The sequence below is a fragment of the Beijerinckia sp. L45 genome (assembly GCF_009765775.1).
Lineage (GTDB): Bacteria > Pseudomonadota > Alphaproteobacteria > Rhizobiales > Beijerinckiaceae > RH-AL1.
On sequence record NZ_LMUU01000215.1, the window covers coordinates 104,902 to 125,547 of the forward strand.

Here is a 20,646-nt window from a genome sequence, read left to right on the forward strand (position 1 = left end):
GTTTTTACGGTTTCATCGCCGTGGTGGTTTGCGGCGTCGCGATTATGCTGGGCGCGCCGCAGATCCTCGACACTTATGGACTGGTGCAGCTCACCGTGTTCGCCGCGATGGCGGTGTTCGGGCTGAGCCAGGGCTTCGTCTGGGGCTATGCCGGCATCATGTCGTTCGGCCAGGCGGCGTTTCTCGGGCTCGGCGGCTACGCCTATGCGGTTGCGGTGATCAACATGGGCGACAGCACCGTACCGGTGATGCTCGCCATCGCCGTCCCGATGGTGTTCGCCGGACTGCTCGGCTATTTCATGTTCTACGGCCGCATCAGCGACGCCTATATCGGCGTGATCACGCTGACCGTGTCGGTGATCCTGTTCCAGCTGTTCAACACGACGTCGGGCAGCCAGTACCATATCGGCAGCGCCGAACTCGGCGGCTTCAACGGCATGCCCTCGATCCCGCCGCTCAACCTGCCGGGGTCTTCCGACCCGCTGGACCAGACCGGCGTGTGGTACGCCGCTATGGCGAGCGTCATCCTCGTCTACGTTATCCTCCGGGCGCTGCTCGCCAGCCGCTTCGGCCGGGTCATCGTGGCAATCCGCGAGAACGAGACCCGGGCGCAGCTCATCGGCTACGATCCCCGTCTGTACAAGCTCCTCGCCTTCATGATCTCGGCGGGCATCGCCGGGCTCGCCGGCTGCCTGTTCGCCAACTGGGGCGGCTTCATCAGTCCCACCGTGTTCGGCCTGACGATGTCGGCGCAGGTCATCATTTTCGTGCTGGTCGGCGGTCTCGGCACCCTGCTCGGGCCGATGCTTGGGGCGGTCATCATACAATGGCTGATCAACACCGCGGGCACGCAGACCGTGGTCGATCCCAACCTCGGGCTCGGCCTGATCCTGGTTGTCTTCGTGCTGCTGATCCCGCAAGGCGTGGTGCCGGTGGTGCGCAGCCTGTTGGCCCGCGCGGTCGGCCTGCCGAGCCGCGGCAAGGCGCGCCGGGCCGCCGCCTCCACCAAACCCGCCTTGGCGGAGGATCAGCCATGACCGCGCCCGCCTACGCCCCGCGCCCGCTGCTCGAGGCTCGCAACGTCACGATGCGCTTTGGTGGTGTGACCGCCGTGGCGGCCGTCGATTTCGTGCTCGGCGAGCGCGAGCTGCGCTGCCTGATCGGCCCGAACGGCGCCGGCAAGAGCACCTTCTTCAAGATCCTCACCGGCCAGCTCACGCCGAGCGAAGGCACGATCCGCTTCCGCGACAGCGACATCACCGGGTTCAACCCGCACCAGATCGCCAGGCTCGGCGTCGGCATCAAGACGCAGGTGCCGAACGTCTTCAATGGCCTCTCCGTGCGCGAAAACGTGTTTCTGGGCGCGGCGCGGCGGAAGTCGGTGGCGCGCGCCAACGCCATCGTCGACGAAATGCTGACGCGGCTGCGCCTCACCGACATCGCCGACCTCGTCGTCGGGCAACTCGCCCACGGCCAGCGGCAATGGGTGGAGATCGCGACCGTGCTGGCGCAGGAGCCGGAGCTGATCCTGCTCGACGAGCCCGCCGCCGGCATGACCCACGAGGAGGTGCAGCGCACCGCGGCCTTGATCAAGGAGATCAACCGCACCCATGCCCTGATCGTGGTGGAGCACGACATGCCGTTCATCCGGCTGATCGCCAAGACCGTCACCGTGTTCAACCAGGGCAGGATCCTGATGGAGGACGACGTGGGCAAGGTGCTCGCCGACGAGCGGGTGCGCGACGTCTATCTCGGAAAGCAGGCGGCATGAGCGCGGCTCTTTCCGATGGCGCGCCGCTGCTCAGCGTCGAGGGGCTGCACGCCGGCTACGGCCGCATTCCCATTCTGGGCGGCGTCTCGCTGAGCGTCACCGCTGGCGACTTCGTCGGCATCCTCGGCCACAACGGCATGGGCAAAACCACCCTGCTGCGCGCGCTCATGGGCTATCTGCCGGCCACCGCAGGAACGGTTTCGTTCGCGGGCCGCGACATCACCACCGTCTCGTCGACCGCGCGGGCCAAACTCGGGATGGGTTTCGTGCCGCAGGGCCGCGAGATCTTCCCGGGTCTCAGCGTGTTCGAAAACCTGCGCATGGGCTGCCTGCTGAACAAGGCGAACGAGCAGGCGACGATCGCCGAAATTCTCACCATTTTTCCGCGGCTGAAGGCCTATCTCGACCGGCCGGGCGGGGCGCTGTCAGGCGGAGAACAGCAACTGCTGGCACTTGCCCGCTGTCTCTGCGGCGCGCCCAAAATATTGCTACTGGACGAGCCGACGGAAGGGATCCAGCCCTCGATCATCGAAGAGATCATCGAAGTGCTGCAGGCCATCGGCCGCGAGCGGGGCCTAACGGTGCTGCTCGTCGAGCAGAACCTCAATTTCATCGCCTCGCTGTCGAAGCGGGTGCTGATCTTGAAGAAGGGCGTGATCACCCAGGAGGTGGCGCCGGAGGTTGCCCGCGACCGCACGATGATCGACGAATTCGTCGGTATGGATTGAGGAGGCCTGCCGACACGATCTTGTCAGCACCTGTCAGGGTTTCCAGGCCCGGCATTTTCGGCCTGTCAGGAGCGGTGCCTAACCGAACACCGAGTTGCAGACGTCGTCGCATCCAAGACTCGACGGCGCGGGTTCGGCCACGCCGGTCAGCTCCCCGCCGCTATGGACGATGACGTTCAACGGCGGCCGGAATCGATTGTCCTCGTCGCAGGCGTAGCGCGCTTCGTTATGCGCATCGATTCCAAGAGTCGTCGAGACCTGGGCGCGTGCGTCCCAATCGTCGATTGCATAGACCCAGAAGCTATCGGTGTCGGCCGCGTCGAGCGGCCATACGGCAAAAGTCGGCATTGATGGTCCCAAAATTAGCTTGGGCACAATCGATCATCCGACCCGGAGTTGCAATGCTTTTCACATAAAGAAAATTGCTTTCTTTATAAATGGTTTCCGGAAACCACTTTTCGCTCGTCCATTTCCAGCCGTTTGGTTTTGCGGAGTCGGAAATCGGGCGAGGCCAGAAGATCCATGGTCTTGCGGAGCGCGGCCGCTTCCTCGATGCCGAACGTAGCTTCGAACTGTGCCTGGGCGCGCTGCCACAGCTTGTTGCAGACGTCGAGCTTTTCGCGGCCCGTTTCCGTCAGCGCCACCAGTTTGATACGCCGGTCGTTCTTGGCCGGATGAAGCGCTACCAGCGCATCACGCTCGAGGGGGCGCAGCGTATGCGAGAGGGCGGACCGGTCGAGGACGAGGGCGCTTGCCAGATCCGTCATCGAGGGCGCGCCCAATCGCGCAATCTGCTCCATCAGCGCGTGCTGCGTTGCGCGCAGTCCGCTAGGGGCCAAAACATCATCATAGAAATGGCCAAGACGTCGCGAGGCACGTTTCGTCGCAGCATTGTTGCATATACTACTATTGAGGGACATTGGAGTATCCTCCATTACTTGAAAACTTAACATATGTGAAATTTTAGGAGTCGCAAGGATTACTTCAGCCAATATGCAACCCTAAATAGTTAGGGTGCGCGCAATCGGCATGTCTGCATCCCGAATGCGTCGGAGGCTGGCGTGTCTACCTGCACCTTCACCAAGCTTTGTTGCCGCACGCCACCTCGCGCCGTTGCAATCCACGGCCGCCGTTGTACAGCTGGCGCGCGCGGGCAAAGCTCTGCGTAAGCGTGGCTTTTTGGGGAGAGAACCGTCGATGAAACGGCTGATGCGAAGCTTGAATGTTGCCGTAGCCTTGAGCGCCCTGCTGACCGCCGGTGTCGCCTTTGCCCAGAGCCCCGCCGCTCCGGCCGCCGATGCCCCGGCAGCTCCCGCGGCCCCTGCGCCGAAGCCGCCGACCACGGACCGCCAGTCCACCCTGTTCGGCCAGCCGCAGACGGCCGAAGCCGCCAAGCTCGCACCCGTCGCCGGACCGGTGCTGCCGACCCCGCTCGCGAAACTGCCGCTCGCGAAGCTGCACGTGCCGGACGGTTTCAAGGTCGAAGTCTACGCCAGCGGCGTCGGCAACGCCCGCTCGATGCGGCTCAGCGACAAGGGCACGCTGTTCGTCGGCTCGCGCGTGCTCGACAAGGTCTATGCCATCACCTCGGAGAACGGGGTCCAGACCGTCAAGGTCATCGCCAGCGGCCTGCATCGACCCAACGGCGTCGCCTTCCACAACGGCTCGCTGTTCGTCGCCGAACTGTCGAAGATCTGGCGCTACGACGATATCGAAGCCAACCTCGACCATCCGCCGAAGCCGACGCTGATCTATGACGATCTGCCGAAGGATGAGGCTCACGGCTGGAAGTTCATCAGCATCGGGCCCGACAACAAGCTCTATGTGCCGATCGGCTCGCCCGGCAACATCACCATGCCGCCGTCGACCCACGCCCAGATCCGCCGCATGGACCTCGACGGCAAGAACGTCGAGCTGGTGGCGACCGGCGTGCGCAACTCCGTCGGCTTCGACTGGAGCCCGATTACCAAGGACCTGTACTTCACCAACAACGGTCGCGACTGGGTGTCGGAGGATATCCCCAACGACACGCTGCACCGGGTGAGCGCGGATTCGAAGACGCCGCCGAACTTCGGCTTCCCGTTCTGCCACCAGGGCAATTTTACGGATCCGGAATTCGGCTGGGGACGCTCGTGCGATGAATTCGCCAAGCCGACGGCGCTGCTCGGGCCGCACGTCGCCTCGCTCGGCATGCGCTTCTACACGGGCGATATGTTCCCGGCGAGCTACAAGAACGCGATCTTCATCGCCCGTCACGGCTCGTGGAATCGGACGAAGAAGCTCGGCGGTGACATCGTCGTCGTCAAGCTTAAGGAAGACGGGACCTTCGCTTCGATGGAGCCGTTCATGACCGGCTTCCTCGAGAACAACAAATACAACGGCCGTCCCGTCGATGTGCAGCCGATGAAAGACGGATCGCTGCTCGTCTCCGACGACTGGAACGGTGCGGTCTACCGCGTCAGCTACGCCAAGTAGCCCTTGCAAGCCGGTGCGTGGCCTCGAGGCCCGCACCGGCCGACCGCGTTCATCTCTTTTTGGAATAGAGAAAACCCATGCGTTTCGCCGCGATCTGCCTCGCATTGGTTGGCCTTAGCGCTCCCGCTATGGCGCAAACCGTCGCGGAGCGTCTGCCGACCTGTCTCTCCTGCCATGGCGCGCAAGGCATATCCGACACGCCCGGCATCCCCTCGCTTGCCGGTCAGCCTGCGGACTACCTTCTCGTCCAGCTCGTTCTGTTCCGCGACAAGCAGCGCGTCTCCGAAGTGATGAACGCAATGGCGGACGGCCTGAGCGACGACGATCTGCGCGGCCTCGCCGACAGCATGGCCAAGCTTGCGCCGCCGAAGGCGAGCGGGCCGGTCCTCGAAGCGGCGGTCCTGGATCAGGGCCGCGGTCTCGTCGAAAAATACCGGTGCGGCTCGTGCCACGCCGCAAATCTGTCGGGTCAGGAGCAGATTCCGCGGCTGGCTGCGCAACGCGAGGATTATCTCGGCAAGCAGCTGACGGACTACAAGTCCAACGCCCGGGCCGGCTACGATCCCGCGATGAACGAAGTCGCGCAAGAGGTGCAGCCGGCGGATATTCCCGTGCTCGCGAAATACATCGCCAACCTGCGTTAAGACAGCTTTCGCGGACGCGCGCCGAGCATAGCGCGCAGCCCGCCGTCGGCTTCGCGTCCAGATGGCGATTCAGCGATCGCAAGTCTCATGCAGCCGGAACGCCGCTGGCACCTGCACGACCATCGATCGTGTCAAGGCGACGCTGCAGGCGGCGCAGGCCTGCTATTTCTGGGAACGGTGACAGAAACGATCCAAGGTCGATGCCTCCCGTGTGATGGCCGATGCTTGAACGGGGCTCATGAGGCGCCAGATTCCCGCCGATGCACACAGGCAGATCTCGCCCTGCAGCCGGCGGGTTGTTCGTGAGGATCGAAACATCATTAGATCCAGACCATTGGCCCGCCGCGTGCGGCTGTTGCCGATCAACCGGTCGCGCCTCGCAACTTCACATTAGTCTAGTTCTAATATAGAGCCTGATATTGCGCTTGTCATGCAGGTAGTGTCGGGTCTATCTGTGTCGACATCGTGGCCGTTGTGAAGTGGAACAAAGGTCGCGCGGTTTAATTGCGAGCAATGCCAATGCTCCCGCTCGCTCAACGGACCCGTTATGGATGAACTCAACGGCCGCATGATCGCGTGCCAGCTCCTCATTACCGGCCTTATCGCGCGGGTAGCCAACCAGTCGGCCGAGCCGCTGGTCTTTTTGAGCGAGTTCCGTGACGAAATACGCGCTGTTGCCTCCCAGATCAGGATCGCCGGCCAGTCCGATCCCACCCGCACCCGTCAAGTCGCGCGGGAGACAATCGACGAGTTGTTTTCCTTGATGAAACCTCCATCGGACGCGTGAACACTGCGATGCCATGAGTTTGTAATAATTCTAAATTTGAGATTCGCCATTCTTAGAATCATTACATTGTAGAAGAAGTCTATAATTGTGGTTTTTGTCGTTTATTCTTTGACACACTGATCACGTTCATGCGAGGACGGCGATTAGTGGTCGGGGCGTAAATCGTTAATGGCGCCGACGGCATCCATTTCGCGGGGGCGATTAAAATGAGCTTGGCCATTGTTCCGCAGTCATTGCGATTTAGGACTTTGTCTTCAGCATCCGCGGGCAGGGGCGACTTCGACGCGACCCGCACCTTGACCGCCGCCTGCGCGATCGTTGCAGGGTCGGTCGGCACTGCCGAAGCGCAGCAGACGCCGGCATCCTTGCCGGCCGTGACGGTCGACGCGCCGGTGTCCCGGCCGCGTGCCGCGCCGCCCAAACCGTCTACCGCGCAACTCAAGGCGCGGACCGCGATCCGCCGCAAAGCGCGCGAGGCGCGGACCCAGTCCGCCCCTGTCTCGGGCCCCGCTGCGGCGCCCAGCGGTCTGCCGACGTTCGCTCAGGGGGGCGCCGCCGCGGACGCCAATCCCTATGCGGACCCTGCAGCGCCCTACAAGGCCGACCGGCTGTCATCCAACAAGTTCACCGAGCCGTTGCTCAACACGCCGAAGACGGTGACGGTCCTCACCAAGGAAGTTCTCGAGGACAAGAAGGCGACGACGCTGCGTGAAATCGGCCGGACCACGGCCGGCGTGACGCTCGGCAGCGGGGAGGGCGGCAACGCGTTCGGCGATCGCTTCTTCATCCGCGGCTTCGATGCGCGCGGCGACATCTTCGTCGATGGCGTGCGCGACCCTGGCGTCAGCGTCCGCGAAAACTTCTTCACCGAGCAGGTCGAGATCCTGCGCGGGCCGGCCTCGTCCTTCGCCGGGCGCGGTACGACGGGCGGCGCCATCAACATCGTCACCAAGAAGGCCGGCGACGTCAATTTTACCAACATCGAAACGACGCTCGGCAGCGACCAGACCAAACGCGTCACCGTCGACGTCAATCGGGCGATCAGCCCGATTTGGGACGTGCGCGTCAACGGCCTGTTCCAGGACGCCAGCGTTGCCGGCCGCGACTTTACGACCGATAACCGCAACGGCATCGCCGGCGCGGTGACTTTCAAAGGCATCGACAATCTCACGGTGACCGCGGACTACGCCCATACCTACCTGAGCGGACTGCCGGACTTCGGCGTGCCCTACGATCCGGTCACGCATCGGCCGGTCACCGAAGGCGTTAACCCGCGCAACACCTATTACGGCATCCTCAACCGCGATTTCACCAAAACCACGCAGAACATCGGTACGATCAACGGCGAGTATAAGGTCAACGACTGGCTGACGCTGAGCAACAAGGCGCGGCAGGGCTATTCCGTCCTCAACTACGTCGGGACGATCCCGGAAAACCCGAGCGCGACCGGCCTTACCGCACCCTTCTCGTCCACGGCGGCGAATTTTACGGGCTTCACGCAGCTCAACGCGCAAAGCCGCTTCGAGACCTCCGCCGTCCTTGCGGATCAGACGGAAGCGATCGCCAAGTTCGAAACCGGCCCGGTCAAACATACGGTCGTGTTCGGCACGGAGTTTTCCGGCGAGCGTATCAGTCTGAACTCCTACACCGGGCTGACGTCGGAACTCGCGACCGGCAACGCGCCGTCGCCCGGTGCGCCGATCACGACGGTCGTCAATCCGTTGAACTATATTCCGAGCCTCGGAACGCCCGCGCTCGGCGGCAATCCGCAGATCTACCACGTCGACACCAAGTCCGTGTATCTGATGGATACCGCGAACTGGAACGACACGCTGATCCTGAACGGCGGCCTGCGCTACGACAATTACAACATCACCTCGCAGAACAACACGGCCTCCGTCTCCGCGACGTCGGACCTCGTGAATTACAACGTCGGCCTGGTCTACAAGCCGATTCCGATCGGCAGCGTCTACGCCGCCTTCGCGACGGCCGCCGATCCGATCGGCGACGAGCTCGACGCCAATGCGAGCGCCTACGGCGGTCTCAGCCCGACCCAGCCCGCGGGCCAGATTTTTGGGCCGCAGCGCAGCCAGGCCGTCGAGGTCGGCACGAAGTGGGAACTGTTTGATCGCCATCTTCTGGCGACCGCAGCTGCGTTCCAGACGACCGTGGAAAATGCCCGTGAAACGGTGCCGACGGGAACGCCGGCATCGACAGGTCTCGTCGTGGGCAGCGTCGCGGCCGGCGCCGCCTATAAGGTTCAGGGCCTCGATTTCGAGGTTGCTGGCAAGATCACCGAGAAGTGGAGCGTGATCGGCGGCGTCGTCCTGATGAAGTCCGACATAACCAAGTCCGTCGTGCCCCACAACGTCGGCCTGCAACTCGCCAACATCGCGCACCAGTCGTTCAACCTGCTGTCGAAATACGAGTTCACCAGCTGGTTCGAACTCGGCGCGCAGGCGTCCTATGCCTCGCAGATCGAGGGCGGGTCGCTGCTCGCGGCGAACGGTGGCGTGGCCTATGGCGTCGCCCCCAGTCCGACGATCCTGCCGTCGCATTGGCGCTTCGATACGTTCGCGGAAACCAAGATCGGGCCCTACACGACGCTGAAACTCTACGTCCAAAACATCTTCAACCGGACGTACTACGACTCGATCTATCAAAGCGGCGTACCGTTCATCGCCGTCGCGCCGGGGCGCAGCGTGTCGCTGATCGCCACGGCAAAATTCTGATCGGACTTTTATGCTGATTTGCGTACCGGATGTGTTGAGCAAGCAGGATGTCGCGGCGTTCCGCGGCATCATGGATGCGGCGGAATGGGAAGACGGGCGTTCGACCGCCGGCGCGCAATCGGCGCTGGTCAAGAACAACGAGCAGCTGCCGCCGGCTGGCGCCATCGCGCGCCAGCTCGGCGAGCGCGTCATTTCCGCGCTGACGAGCAATGCGCTGTTCGTCTCCGCGGCGGTGCCGCTCAAAATCTTTCCGCCGTTGTTCAACCGCTACGGCGTCGGCCACAAGTTCGGCATTCACGTCGACAACGCGGTGCGCGGTGACCACCTCACCGGCATGCGGATCCGCACCGATCTGTCGGTCACGCTGTTCTTGTCCGAGCCCGACGAGTATGATGGCGGCGAGCTGATCGTCGAGGATTATTATGGGTCGCACACCGTCAAGCTGCCGGCGGGATCGCTGGTGCTCTATCCCGCGTCCAGCCTGCACATGGTCACGCCGGTGACGCGGGGCACGCGCGTGGCCTCGTTCTTCTGGCTGCAGAGCATGATCCGCGACGCGCATCCGCGCAGCTTGATCTTCGATGTCGACACGGTCATTCAGGGCCTTGTCGAACGGCTGGGCCGTGACGATGATGACGTGGTGAAGCTCACCGGCGTCTATCACAATCTCATCCGCCATTGGGCCGACGTATGATTCTGAACCAATTCTGCCGCGGGACCGGGCTAGCCTTGGCGGTGATGATCGGCCTTGTGACCGCGGCCGTCGCGCAGACCCCTGCAACACCGTCGGCACCGGCTGGTCGGACGCTGCAGCCGGTGGTGGAAACCAAGGCGACCACAAAGCCGTTGTCGCCAACGGCTCCCATTCCCGTACTCCCACCGTCGCCACCTTCGGCGGCAGCGTCATCAATCGCCGCGAGCGCGCCGGCATCTGCGTCCGAACCGCTTGGCGTCACCGAGGCGTCGCCCGCACGGCCGGCGGCGGGCATGCACGAACTGTCGCCGTGGTCGATGTTTCTCGCCGCCGATATCGTGGTCAAGGCGGTGATGGTCGGCCTGATGTTCGCCTCCGTCGTGACCTGGACGATCCTCATCGGCAAGACGATCGAATTGGCCATGGCGCGGCGGCGCCTGACCAAGGCGATGAAGCGCATGGGCGAAGCCCGGATGATTGCCGAGGCCGGCCTCGCCATTCAGCACGATGGTTTTCTCTCCGACCTTCTTGCCGCGGCCAGCCACGAGCTCGACCTTTCCGGCGCCAACGCGACGCGCGCGGGCGTCAAGGAGCGCAGCGAGTCGCGCTTCGCCGATCTCGTGCGCGTCGAGACGCAGAGCATGCGGCGCGGTATGGGCGTGCTCGCGACCATCGGCTCGACCTCGCCCTTCGTCGGGCTGTTCGGCACGGTGTGGGGCATCATGAACAGTTTTATCGGCATCTCGAAATCGCAGACGACGAACCTCGCCGTCGTCGCGCCGGGCATCGCCGAGGCGCTGCTCGCCACCGCCGTCGGCCTCGTTGCGGCGATTCCCGCCGTCATCATCTACAACCATTTTTCGCGCTCGACCCGGAGCTATCAGCTGCTGGTCACCCGGGCGGTCGGCGCCGTGACGCGGCTGCTGTCGCGCGAACTGGACCGCAACGGCACCGCTGCGGCGCGGGCGGCGGAGTAGGGCATGGGCGCGTCGATCGGCGACACAGACGACGACGACTTCGAGGAAACGCATGACATCAACGTCACGCCATTCATCGACGTTATCCTCGTGCTGCTCATCATCTTCATGGTCGCGGCGCCGCTCTCCACCGTCGATCTGCCGATCGATCTGCCGTCCTCCACTGCCATTCCCACGAAAAAGCCGGATAAGCCGACTTATGTGACGATCAAGGCGGACCTGTCCGTCGCGATCGGGGAAGCCATGGTGAAGCGCGTCGATCTCGTGCACACGCTGGATCTGGATTCGTCCGGCAGCAAGGACCGTCGGCTGTTCCTGCGCGCCGATCGCGCGGTGCCCTACGGCGAAATGATGGATGTGCTCGAGCTGCTGCGCAACGGCGGCTACCTCAAGATCGCGCTGGTGGCGCTGGAGGGCGTCCCGGACACCACGGGCAGCAACGGTAAAGCGCCATGACGGGAAGCCCCACCGAGACCCGCTCCGCCCGGCCCATGCTGCTCGCCTGGGCCGTCGCGATCTGTTTCGCGGCGGCGCTGCACGCCGCCGGCTTCGCCTATGCTTTGGCGAAAATGAAGCCCGACGATGTCGACGATGCGCTCGGCGCCCCTGCGATCGAAATCGGCCTCGAACTGACCGCGCCGCACGAGGAGCAGAGCGACCTGCCGCCTGGGCCGCCGGCGGAGGCGTCCACGGCCTCGTCGGCTTCCGTCGAACAGACGGCCAAGGTCGAGCCGACCGATCTGCCGAAGGCCCAGCCGACCGAGACCGAGGACCCCGACCGCCTCGTCGCGCCCGACGCCAAGAAGACGCCGAAAGACGAGACGCCGACGGTGGTGGAGTCAAAGGCCAACCCCACGGCGGAGTCCGTGGCGAGCGAGGCGGCAGCGCCGCCGAATCTCGAGGCCGCGAAGGAATCGACGCGCTCGGTGGCGCCGGCGCAAGGCTCCGGCGAGAGCCTGCAGCGTATCCGCACAACGTGGCAGAAGGAGCTTGTCGCCCATCTCAACCGCTTCAAGCGATACCCGCAGACGGGATCGCGCCGCGCCGTGCAGATCCTGGTGACCTTCACGATCGACCGCCTCGGACATGTTGTGGCGTCGAGCGTGCCGCAGAGTTCGGGCGATCCCGCCTTCGATCGCGCCGCCCTGGCGATGATGGCGTTGGCTAATCCCGTGCCGCCGCCGCCGCCGCTCATCGCAGACGAAGGCCTTAGCTTTACCGTGCCGGTGATCTTTCGCGACAAGAAGAAGTAGCGGTGTCCGGGCCCGAGAGGCCGGCGGTTGGCTCTTCCCCCGCTCGGACATCGTCCGCGCCGTCGCGCCTTGCCGTCTGCCGCATCGCAGGATTGCGGTGATCAAACCCGCGCTTTAGGGTCTGCGCACATTGGAGACACGACATGTGCGACGACGAGATCCATCAAGGGCTTATCCATGATCCTGACGTCACGCGCCGGACCTTCGGCCTGACGGCAGCCGCGACCGTCGCTCTCGCGGCGGGATCGGCTTACGCCGATGCCGAAGTCGTCGAGACCGACGTCGCGGTGACGACGCCGGATGGCGCGGCCGATGCGGCTCTCTTCCACCCGGCCGGGACAGGGCCTTGGCCGGCGGTTCTCATCTGGACGGATATTCTCGGCCTGCGGCCGGTGTTTCGCCAAATGGGCCGACGGCTCGCGGCGCAGGGCTATGTCGTCTTGGTGCCCAATCCGTTCTATCGCGTGAAGCGAGCGCCGATCGTCGATGCCTCGTTTGATTTTTCCAAGCCGGAGGACCGCGCCAAGGTCATGCCGCTTGCTGCCGCCCTGACGCCTGAGGGCACGGTCAAAGACGCGACGGCCTTCATCGCGTTCCTCGATGCCCAGCCGCAGACGAAGACGGCAGCCAAGGCCGGCGTCCAGGGCTATTGCATGGGCGGTCCGCTGGCTTTCCGCACCGCGGGCGCGGTCGCCAACCGCATCGGCGCCCTGGCGACCTGCCATGGCGGCAACCTCGTAACGGCGAAACCGGACAGCCCGCATCTCCTTATCCCGGCGATGAAGGCCAAAGCGTTTTGCGCGGTAGCCGACAACGACGACAAGCGCGAGCCGAATACGAAGGAGACCCTGAAAGCGGCGTTCGCCGCCGCGAAGGACGACGCCAAGATCCAAGTCTATGAAGGTGCGAACCACGGTTGGTGCGTCAAGGGCAACGCCGTCTACAACGAAGCCGCTGCCGAACGCGCCTGGAGCGAGCTGAGCGCGCTCTACAAAAGCGCCCTGGTGTGAGCGCGATCAGCGGGTCGTCTGCCATCCCTTGGTGACGTCCTGCATGAAGCCGCGGACCGTCGCGTTGATGAAGGCGAGGTCCGCGGGCTTGTAGCCGGCCGCGGCCGCGACGTGGCCCTGGACGGACGGGATCGTGACGTGGCGCCCGTCGGGAATGGCGGCGGCGGCTTCGATGCCGTTCTCGACGGGATTGTAGAGATCGAGCGTGCCTGACATCATCAGAGCCTTGGCCTTGATGCTGTGGAGCGCGCGGATCGGATCGCCGTCGAAAATCGGTTTGCCGTCGATCCTGGTGTCGCCGACGTTATGGCGGTCGTAGGCCCAGGTCTGGGCGATCCAGTCGTTGGCGTCGGCGTGCGATGCCACGACCGCGTCTTCCTGCGCGGTGATCCAGGCCTCGACATCCATCGGATCGACGAATTGCTGGCGCATCGCTTCGGGCGTCCGCGTCGCCAGGACCTGCAGAATGTCGGCGCGCATCCGCCAGCCGGCCTCGGGCTGCGCGGTGTAATGGCCGCCCTGAAACGCCGGATCGAGCATCAGCGCATTGCGTGTCGCGTGGTTGACGGCGATCGACCAGGCGGTGGTGCGGGCCATCGGCGTCAGCGCGATCAGGCCATCCATCATCGCGGGATGGCTCACTCCCCACTGCAACGTCTGCATGCCGCCCATGGAGGCGCCGGCGACGGCGACGAGGTGTTCGATCCCGAGATGCCGGAGCAGGCGATACTGGCTCTCCACCATGTCGCGAATGGTGAAATGCGGGAAGTCGGGACCGTGTTGACTGACGCTCGTGCTGGGCGACGTGGTCAGGCCATTGCCGATCGCATTGGTCTTGATGACGAACAGGTGGTCGGTGTCGAGGCCGCGGCCCGGACCGATCAGATAGTCGATGCGGTGATGGTTGCCGCCGATCGCGGTGACCATCAGCACGACATTCGACTTGGCTGCGTTCAGTGTGCCCTCGGTCCTATAGGCGATGTTGAAATCGTGGATGACCGTACCGCTTTCCAGCGGAAGGTCGCCGATCTCGAAGCTTTCGAGACCCGGCTCCTGGGCCTGGGCCCAGGACGTCAGGGCGACTAAGGCGAGAGCCGCGAGGCAAGAGCGCATGGTTCCAATCCTCCTCGATCGCCGCAACCCAACGCAGCCAGATCTCAGACCGGCTCGATCGGTGGCATCTTCGCGGCGCGCTCGCGAAACCACAGATCCACCTCGTCGGCGGAGGCGATCTCGCCGTCTGGCCCTTCGATCGCGGTGATATCCTCGCCGTCCTGCGCCAGCCGCCACGCTTCTTCGAACGCGTCCTCCTCGCTCGCCAGTTCGGGCGACATCATGTCGTGCTTCAGGGTGGGGCTGAAAAATCGAACGTGCCAGGCCATGGGAGGCGCCTTGTCCAGGAGGTCGGGTTTGCGGCGCGCAACACTTTGCTTTTCGCGCGGAGCTTGTCCAGTGCGACACTCGTCTGCCCCCGCCCCTCGCGATGCAATATGGCGGTGTGAAACGAAACGACCGCGCTCGGTGAGAAGCGCGGTCGTGTGGGGAGGTCAATGCGAGCCGAAGGCGAAGCAACCCAGGGCAGGAGAAACGCTGTTTTACGGAAGCAGCGGCTCCAGGGTTGCTTCGCTCCGCTCGCCATGACGGACCGCAAGAATAGCGTCAGCTTCAGAACGTGACCTTGATGCCGCCGTAGAACGACAGCGGCTGCGCCACGGTCACGGCGCGGGCGTCCGGCGTGTCGGCGGCGGCGTTGGCCGCGAGCGTGGCATTGACGTTGCCACCCGTCGTATCCGTTCCGTAGAACGTGCCGAAGGTGGCGTAATGCCGGTTCAGCAGGTTGTTCACCAGGCCGAAGATCTGCACATGGTCGGTCAGCTGGTACGAGGCGTGAGCGTTGACGACGTAATAGAACGGCAACTGCGGGTTCTGGTTGGCGTCGTCGCCGACGTAATACTGGCTGCCGACGAGGATGGTGTCCGCGCCGGCCTTGAAGCGCGGGGTGAACTGGTACTCGACGCCGAGCTTGCCGATGTTGCGCGGAATGCCCGGAATATGGTCGCCTGGCCGCACGAAGATGTTGCCGTCGCCATCGGCCATCGGATTGTTCGGCGACGCGAAAGTGCCGGAAAATTGGTAGGTCGCATCGACGTAGGCGTAGTTGCCGTAGAAGCTGAACGGACCCTTGTTGTAGATCAAACCGAATTCGACGCCCTGGCGCAGCGTCTCCGGCACGTTGGTGAAGAAGCCCTGGCCGGAGATCGGGCTGGCTTCGTTGACGATGTCGTTGGTGCTCGTCGTGTGGAAGTAGCCGGCCTTGTAGGAGAGGCTGCCGTATTCGTTCGGTAGCGTGTAAAGGCCGCGAGCGCCGCCTTCAAAGGTGTGCGACACGACCTGCTGCAGCGGCGGATCCGAGACGAGCGCCGTTTCCAAGATACAGGGTTGCGCCGGGTTAGAGCACTGGCTTTCGAGCGGGGTTGGTGCGCGATTGGCTTCGGAATAGCCGCCATAGACAGTGAAGGCCGGCGCGAACTCGTAGGTGAGACCAACGACAGGATTGATGCGGTTGTAGGAGTTGGACGTATTGAGGGCCGGGGACATCCCGCTCAGGTCATTCAGCGCAATATTCGCGATGTTGAAGCGCGCGCCGGCCGTCAGCGCCAACTGCTTCGTAATGTTGAACGTATCGAGCGCGAACAGGCCGTAATAGGTTGCTTGCGAATGGATGTAGACCGGGGCGTAACCAAGCTGACCCGCCGTCTGGAGGATGACGCCGGCACCGGGGAAACCGGATTCGATGTTCTGGAACGCGCTGTTCAACTGGCCAAGGGTCGTGGCGGAGGAAAAGTTTGTCGAGCTGGTATCGACGCTGCCGCCGAGGACGAAATAGTTTTCGTGGCCGAAGATCTTATCCGTGTTGGTGACCTGCTGCTGCGTGCCGAAGCTCGTCGTGTGGGTCGCCGTCCGCGCCGTCGAGCCATAGGGGAAGGCATCGCCGAGGTAGGGGATGAACTGCCCGTGGTTGATGAAAGCGCGCTGCGCCGCAGTGCCGGGCGAGTCGTCCGATGGCAGACAGGCGACGACGGCCGTGCCGCGTCCGCCCGGGCGGCAATCGTCGACGTCGGCGTCGTTGCCGTCGACATGGTACTGATCGAACTGGCGGACGTAGAAGTTGCTGGCGATCGACCAGTGCGGAGCGATGTCGAAGCGGCCGGTCAGCTGGGCGAGCCCGGCCTGGTTGTTGGTCGTCTGTGGTGTCGTGAACACCGAATTATATTGCTGGTTGACCAGGACCGTCGGTGTCGTGCCCTGGACGCCGAGAAGCGAGCGTCCGTACGAGCCGATGACATGGATTTCCGAATCCTGCGAGCGGTAGCCGAGATCGAGGTAGGCGCGCTCGGCGTTCTGCGCGCCGAAGGGGCGGTAGCCGCCGTCACGATACCCGTCGGCGGCGAAGTACATGCTGTAGTTGCCGGACTCCTTGCCGTATTCCATGAAGCCGTTGACCCGGCCGTAGGAGCCGCCGAGCACCGTCACGTCGCCGCCGTGGAAGTTGAAGCCGTTCTTCATCGTGAAGTTGATGGCGCCGCCGAGCGCGTTCAGGCCGAAGATCGGATTGTTGGTGTAGATGTCGGCGTGGTCGATGGCGATTGGCGGGATCAGGTCGAGGTTGACGCTGTCGCCGAACGCCTCGTTGATACGCACGCCGTTCTGGTAGATCGCCAGACCCTGCGCTGTGCCCGACACACGTGAAACGTCGAAGCCGCGATAATAGAGATCCGGCGATAGGTCGCTGCCGTCGACGTTGATGGCGATGGCGGCAGGCACTTTTTGGGTGATCGCCTGGGTGACGCTTGGGGCGTAATTGGCCTTCTCGCCGAAATCGTCGGAGGAGACCCTGTTTTGAATGGAGGGCACCTTGTTCGCTTCGATGCCGACGGCACCGGGAACAGGCGTGGTCGAGACGATGACGTCCGGAATGACCACCGGATTGGCGGCGCTCTGCGCGAACGTCGCGTGCCCGGTGATCAACGCGCCCGCTGCGGACAGAGCCGCAACGGAAACACAATGTGCAAACCTCATCCTCGTCCCCCGACGTTTTTTATCCCCGGGGCGGCTTCCGCAACGGTTACCCGTCGTCGATTCTTGCCCTGCGCCGCCCCGCGACATCATTATTTTGCCACGAATACCTACATCGAAAGCGTGGGCAATGGGGAAAACTTCCCGATCTACGGGACGTGAAGCTTTCGCTCCTCAGAGGGGTCGATCGCGCCCGCCGCCGGTTGCGCCTTTCCACGGCGCCGTGGCGAAAGCGGCACAATAGTAGGTTTCTCGCGTCGCGCCGCCGGTGAGGCGGTCGCGAAAATAGAGACCAAGACTTCGCCACAGGGCGCGCGCTTTTGTTATCTGAAATTGTGGTATAAGCATCGAATACAAAGACAAATTCCGTTCAGTTCGTCGTAAATCGTCATGGTCGCAAAACGCTGAATACATTTTTATATTTTATAAACGTTCTGGGTGCGAGCTATGGGCCGAAAGCCAAGCGTCCGGCTTGCAGTTGTGGTCATCTTGATGCGATTCCGCTTTTTAAGGGCATTCTGGCGGCGCGATCAGGGAAGCGTCACCGTCATCGCGGCGATCGGCCTGCCGGTGCTCGTCGGGTTTGCCGCCTTGGCCGTCGAGTTCGGCCACGGGCTTCTGAGCAAGGCGGAGTACCAGCGCGTCGCGGATCTCTCCGCCTATGCCGGCGCTCTGGCCTACGGATCCAGCGGGTCGGCGACGACGATGACCGCGGCGGCGCAAGCCGTGGCCGTGCTGAACGGCCTCAGTGCGTCGAACGTGACGGTCAATCTGATCCCATCGCCGCGGAACGCCGCCAACCAGGCGGTCTCGGTGTCGATCGCCAAGGCCAACGTGCTGCTTCTCGCGCCGGTGCTCGGCTATGGATCGACGCTTCCGGTCCGATCATCCTCGTATGCCGAGATGGGGGCTGCGCCGGCTCCTTGCATCCTCGCCCTGAACGCCGGCGGGACCGGCGTCACGCTGTCAGGCTCGGCGGCCGTTACCGCGCCGCTGTGCGCGGTTGCGTCCAATGCGTCGCTCACCGTGCCCTGCTTGACGACGATCAAGGCCAAGGCGGTCACCTACAACACCACGGTCCCGAGCCAGGCCTGCAGCGGCATCACATCGCCCACCGGCGGCAGTGCCTCGATCAGCAAAGTGAAAACGAGCGATCCGCTGGCCAGCAACGCCGGCGTCATTGCAGCCTTGGCCCATGTCAGCACGGTGCAGACCTTTGCGCCCTACACGTTCACGCCGCTTTCCATCAGCGCCGGCATCCCGCTGAATTTCAACTTCAGCATCCTCGGCCTGGGCGCCCTGCTTTCGGCCTTGCCAGGGGGATGCCTCGCCGTCGGCATTCTCGGGAATTATACCGTCACCTGCGCGGGGTATCCGAGCTACAAATTCGGGACGATCACCGTCGACAGCGGCGTCACCGTCGCTTTCAACGTGCTCGGCGCGTCTTCGACCACGTACAACATCAGCGGATCCATCGTAAACGCGGGCACCATCACCTTTGGCCCGGGCACCTACAATTTCACCGGATCGATCGCCAACACCGGCACGCTGACCTTCGCTGCGGGCACCTACAACGTCGCGCAGGGCATCTCGAACAGCGCGACGCTGAGTTTCAAAGCCGGCACCTTCAACGTCGGCGGCGGGATGTCCTGCAACGGCAGCACATACAGCATTTGCAATACGGGGACTGCCACGTTCGCCGGCCCGAGCACCTTCGCGTTGTCCTCGGGGATCTTCAATGGCGGAAATGCGACGCTGGCCCTTGGCGGTGGAACCTCCAACAGTTTTCAGGTCGGGGCTGCCGGCAACGGCGACGCCCTGGATACGGGCAACAACTCGAAGACCACGTTCGCCGACGCGACGGGCGCTTCCAACCTGTTTCAACTCAACGGCAACATCAATGCCATCGGCGCCACCAGCTGTCTGACCTTAAGTGCCGCCGCGCAGCACGATGTCGACGGCTTCTTTGCCTCCGCAGGCGGTGTGACGCTCGGCGCCGGCGTCTACACCTTTGACGGCTATATTGCGTTCGGCCCCAGCGGCGGCGTCGACGTCAGCTGCAACGGCGTCACGGTGGGCGTGGCCGGAACCGGCGTCACGCTCGTGACGTCGGGTGCCAGCACCGCGACGGGATCGTCCTGTTCCGGCACGTCGTTCTGCCTCGCCTCAGGCTATAGCAATGTCACTTTCGCCGCGCCGACGTCGGGGACGATGGCCAACCTCGTCGTTATCGGGCCCGCGGCCAAGACGAGCAACGCGACGTTCACCTCGAATGCCAGCACCACGATCTTGTCCGGCGTTTTTTATTATCCCGACGGACCGATCACGCTCGGTGGTAGCGCCAGCATCGGTTCGGTGTCGGGACAATGTCTGCAAATCGTGGGATCGCAGGTGTCGATCTCGGGTGGCGCAACGGCGGCATCGACTTGCATTGGCTCGGGGAGCGGCACGCAAACCGTGCGGCTGGTTCAATGACCGTGACAGGATTCCGCCGCTGGAGCGACCGGCTCCGCCGCCGCGATCTCGCGGACACGAGCGGCGCTTCCGCGGTCGAGTTCGCGCTCATCACGCCGATCTTCCTGCTGATTCTCGTCGGCACGCTCGACTTCGGCGGTGTCCTCTTCACCGAATTCGGATTGAACGGCGCCGTCTCCGCCGCGGCGGACTTTGCCCTTGTGAACGCCGCCAGCGTCAGCGGAACCGGCGGCGCGGCCCTGGCCAGCCAGCTTGTCGGCATTGCCGCGAGCGCCCATGCCACGAACTGGGCGAGCGCCACCGTGGTGGTGAACAACGGGCCAAGCGCGACGGGAAATTCGACCACGGTGACGGCCAGCGGCACCGCCACGAATGCCGACAGCACCTATTGCCCGACGATCAGCGGCACGACCATCGTCTGGGGCGCCGCGGTGGCTGCGCCGCCATGCGGCAACGGGAGCGTGCCCGGCAAGTTCGTCACGATCACGGCGACCCGCACCTACAGGCCGATCTTCGGTTCCTATGGCATCGTCAAGAACAACGCCCTTTCGGCAAGCACCGTGGTGCAGGTGCAATGACCCGCGCCGCACAGCGAACTATCGGCACGGACGTCAGAGGCGCAACCGCCGTCGAATTTGCGCTGATCGCGTTCCCGCTGCTGCTCTTCATCTTCGGGATCACCGAATTCGGCCGGGCCCTGTGGATCCGCCAGGGCCTGCAGGCGACCGCCATCGCCGGCGCGCGCTGCGTCGCCCTGGTGCAACCCTCCTGCGGCACCGGGGGGGTCTATAGTGCCTCGATGAGCATGAGCTACGTGCAGACGGTCGCGAAAGGCTGGATGATCACACTTCCGACCTCCGCGATCACCCTCAACACGACGGCCACCTGTGCGAACGTGACGGGTTTTTCCCAGGTCACGATCAACTATACGTTTCAAACCGTGGTCCCGGTGCTGATCCCGGCGCTCGGTACGGCCGCGCAACTGAACGCGGCGGCCTGCTTCCCGACGCAGCCAAGTTAGCC

The 20,646-nt window shown here is 63.9% G+C and carries 20 protein-coding genes; 15 read left to right on the forward strand and 5 right to left on the reverse strand.

The genetic code is table 11. The features are described from left to right. Positions 1-23: 23 nt before the first annotated feature. The 3 genes from GSQ79_RS22550 to GSQ79_RS22560 are packed head-to-tail and all read left to right on the forward strand — an operon-like array spanning position 24 to position 2,499. On the forward strand, positions 24-1,037 hold the full coding sequence (locus GSQ79_RS22550; protein WP_246725515.1) for a branched-chain amino acid ABC transporter permease: 1,014 nt from the start codon (positions 24-26) through the stop codon (positions 1,035-1,037). Continuing rightward, positions 1,034-1,771 (forward strand): ATP-binding cassette domain-containing protein, encoded by a 738-nt coding sequence (locus GSQ79_RS22555; RefSeq protein WP_158811016.1) that lies wholly within the window; start codon positions 1,034-1,036, stop codon positions 1,769-1,771. The genes GSQ79_RS22550 and GSQ79_RS22555 overlap by 4 nt, the downstream gene beginning before the upstream one ends. Beyond that, positions 1,768-2,499 (forward strand): ABC transporter ATP-binding protein, encoded by a 732-nt coding sequence (locus GSQ79_RS22560; RefSeq protein ID WP_158811017.1) that lies wholly within the window; start codon positions 1,768-1,770, stop codon positions 2,497-2,499. Before GSQ79_RS22555 ends, GSQ79_RS22560 begins: the two co-directional genes overlap by 4 nt. Positions 2,500-2,577: 78 nt before the next feature. On the opposite strand, the gene GSQ79_RS22565 is transcribed toward GSQ79_RS22560, so the two are convergent. After that, positions 2,578-2,847: a hypothetical protein gene (locus tag GSQ79_RS22565; RefSeq protein ID WP_158811018.1), complete on the reverse strand. Its 270-nt coding sequence runs from the start codon at positions 2,845-2,847 to the stop codon at positions 2,578-2,580. An 83-nt stretch (positions 2,848-2,930) separates the two neighbouring features. Beyond that, a complete protein-coding gene (locus GSQ79_RS22570; protein WP_246725512.1) occupies positions 2,931-3,491 on the reverse strand; it encodes a MarR family winged helix-turn-helix transcriptional regulator in 561 nt (186 codons plus the stop codon). A gap of 205 nt (positions 3,492-3,696) precedes the next feature. Here GSQ79_RS22570 and GSQ79_RS22575 point away from each other — a divergent pair, with 205 nt between their 5' ends. From GSQ79_RS22575 to GSQ79_RS22615, 9 genes are all read left to right on the forward strand, one after another. Next, on the forward strand, positions 3,697-4,974 hold the full coding sequence (locus tag GSQ79_RS22575; protein ID WP_174243257.1) for a sorbosone dehydrogenase family protein: 1,278 nt from the start codon (positions 3,697-3,699) through the stop codon (positions 4,972-4,974). Between the two features lie 77 nt (positions 4,975-5,051). Then, positions 5,052-5,618: a cytochrome c gene (locus tag GSQ79_RS22580; RefSeq protein WP_158811019.1), complete on the forward strand. Its 567-nt coding sequence runs from the start codon at positions 5,052-5,054 to the stop codon at positions 5,616-5,618. Positions 5,619-6,165: 547 nt separating this feature from the next. Further along, positions 6,166-6,405: a hypothetical protein gene (locus tag GSQ79_RS22585; protein ID WP_158811020.1), complete on the forward strand. Its 240-nt coding sequence runs from the start codon at positions 6,166-6,168 to the stop codon at positions 6,403-6,405. Between the two features lie 248 nt (positions 6,406-6,653). Next, positions 6,654-9,137 (forward strand): TonB-dependent receptor, encoded by a 2,484-nt coding sequence (locus GSQ79_RS22590; RefSeq protein ID WP_368669966.1) that lies wholly within the window; start codon positions 6,654-6,656, stop codon positions 9,135-9,137. A 10-nt stretch (positions 9,138-9,147) separates the two neighbouring features. Next, a complete protein-coding gene (locus tag GSQ79_RS22595) occupies positions 9,148-9,831 on the forward strand; it encodes a Fe2+-dependent dioxygenase (protein ID WP_158811022.1) in 684 nt (227 codons plus the stop codon). After that, positions 9,828-10,808, forward strand: coding sequence for a tonB-system energizer ExbB (gene exbB, locus GSQ79_RS22600; RefSeq protein ID WP_246725513.1), 981 nt, complete (start codon positions 9,828-9,830; stop codon positions 10,806-10,808). The genes GSQ79_RS22595 and exbB overlap by 4 nt, the downstream gene beginning before the upstream one ends. 3 nt (positions 10,809-10,811) lie before the next feature. Next, entirely contained in the window at positions 10,812-11,264 is a 453-nt protein-coding gene (gene exbD / locus GSQ79_RS22605) for a TonB system transport protein ExbD (protein WP_158811023.1), read from the forward strand. Then, on the forward strand, positions 11,261-12,061 hold the full coding sequence (locus GSQ79_RS22610; protein WP_158811024.1) for a TonB family protein: 801 nt from the start codon (positions 11,261-11,263) through the stop codon (positions 12,059-12,061). Before exbD ends, GSQ79_RS22610 begins: the two co-directional genes overlap by 4 nt. 143 nt (positions 12,062-12,204) lie before the next feature. Next, complete coding sequence (locus GSQ79_RS22615) at positions 12,205-13,071, forward strand: dienelactone hydrolase family protein (RefSeq protein WP_158811025.1); 867 nt, start codon at positions 12,205-12,207, stop codon at positions 13,069-13,071. 6 nt (positions 13,072-13,077) lie between these two features. Here the strand turns inward: GSQ79_RS22615 and GSQ79_RS22620 are convergent, their stop codons facing one another. The 3 genes from GSQ79_RS22620 to GSQ79_RS22630 form a co-directional block, all read right to left on the reverse strand. Then, positions 13,078-14,184: an alpha/beta fold hydrolase gene (locus GSQ79_RS22620; protein WP_158811026.1), complete on the reverse strand. Its 1,107-nt coding sequence runs from the start codon at positions 14,182-14,184 to the stop codon at positions 13,078-13,080. Between the two features lie 44 nt (positions 14,185-14,228). Then, positions 14,229-14,453 (reverse strand): hypothetical protein, encoded by a 225-nt coding sequence (locus GSQ79_RS22625; RefSeq protein WP_158811027.1) that lies wholly within the window; start codon positions 14,451-14,453, stop codon positions 14,229-14,231. A gap of 283 nt (positions 14,454-14,736) precedes the next feature. Then, complete coding sequence (locus GSQ79_RS22630) at positions 14,737-17,151, reverse strand: TonB-dependent receptor (protein ID WP_158811028.1); 2,415 nt, start codon at positions 17,149-17,151, stop codon at positions 14,737-14,739. Between the two features lie 489 nt (positions 17,152-17,640). Here GSQ79_RS22630 and GSQ79_RS22635 point away from each other — a divergent pair, with 489 nt between their 5' ends. From GSQ79_RS22635 to GSQ79_RS22645, 3 genes are read left to right on the forward strand one after another with little or no spacing between them, the layout of a single operon-like run. Continuing rightward, entirely contained in the window at positions 17,641-19,623 is a 1,983-nt protein-coding gene (locus GSQ79_RS22635) for a pilus assembly protein TadG-related protein (protein WP_158811029.1), read from the forward strand. Further along, entirely contained in the window at positions 19,620-20,201 is a 582-nt protein-coding gene (locus tag GSQ79_RS22640) for a TadE/TadG family type IV pilus assembly protein (RefSeq protein WP_158811030.1), read from the forward strand. Before GSQ79_RS22635 ends, GSQ79_RS22640 begins: the two co-directional genes overlap by 4 nt. Then, a complete protein-coding gene (locus tag GSQ79_RS22645) occupies positions 20,198-20,644 on the forward strand; it encodes a TadE/TadG family type IV pilus assembly protein (protein WP_158811031.1) in 447 nt (148 codons plus the stop codon). Before GSQ79_RS22640 ends, GSQ79_RS22645 begins: the two co-directional genes overlap by 4 nt. The last annotated feature ends 2 nt before the right edge of the window (positions 20,645-20,646 follow it).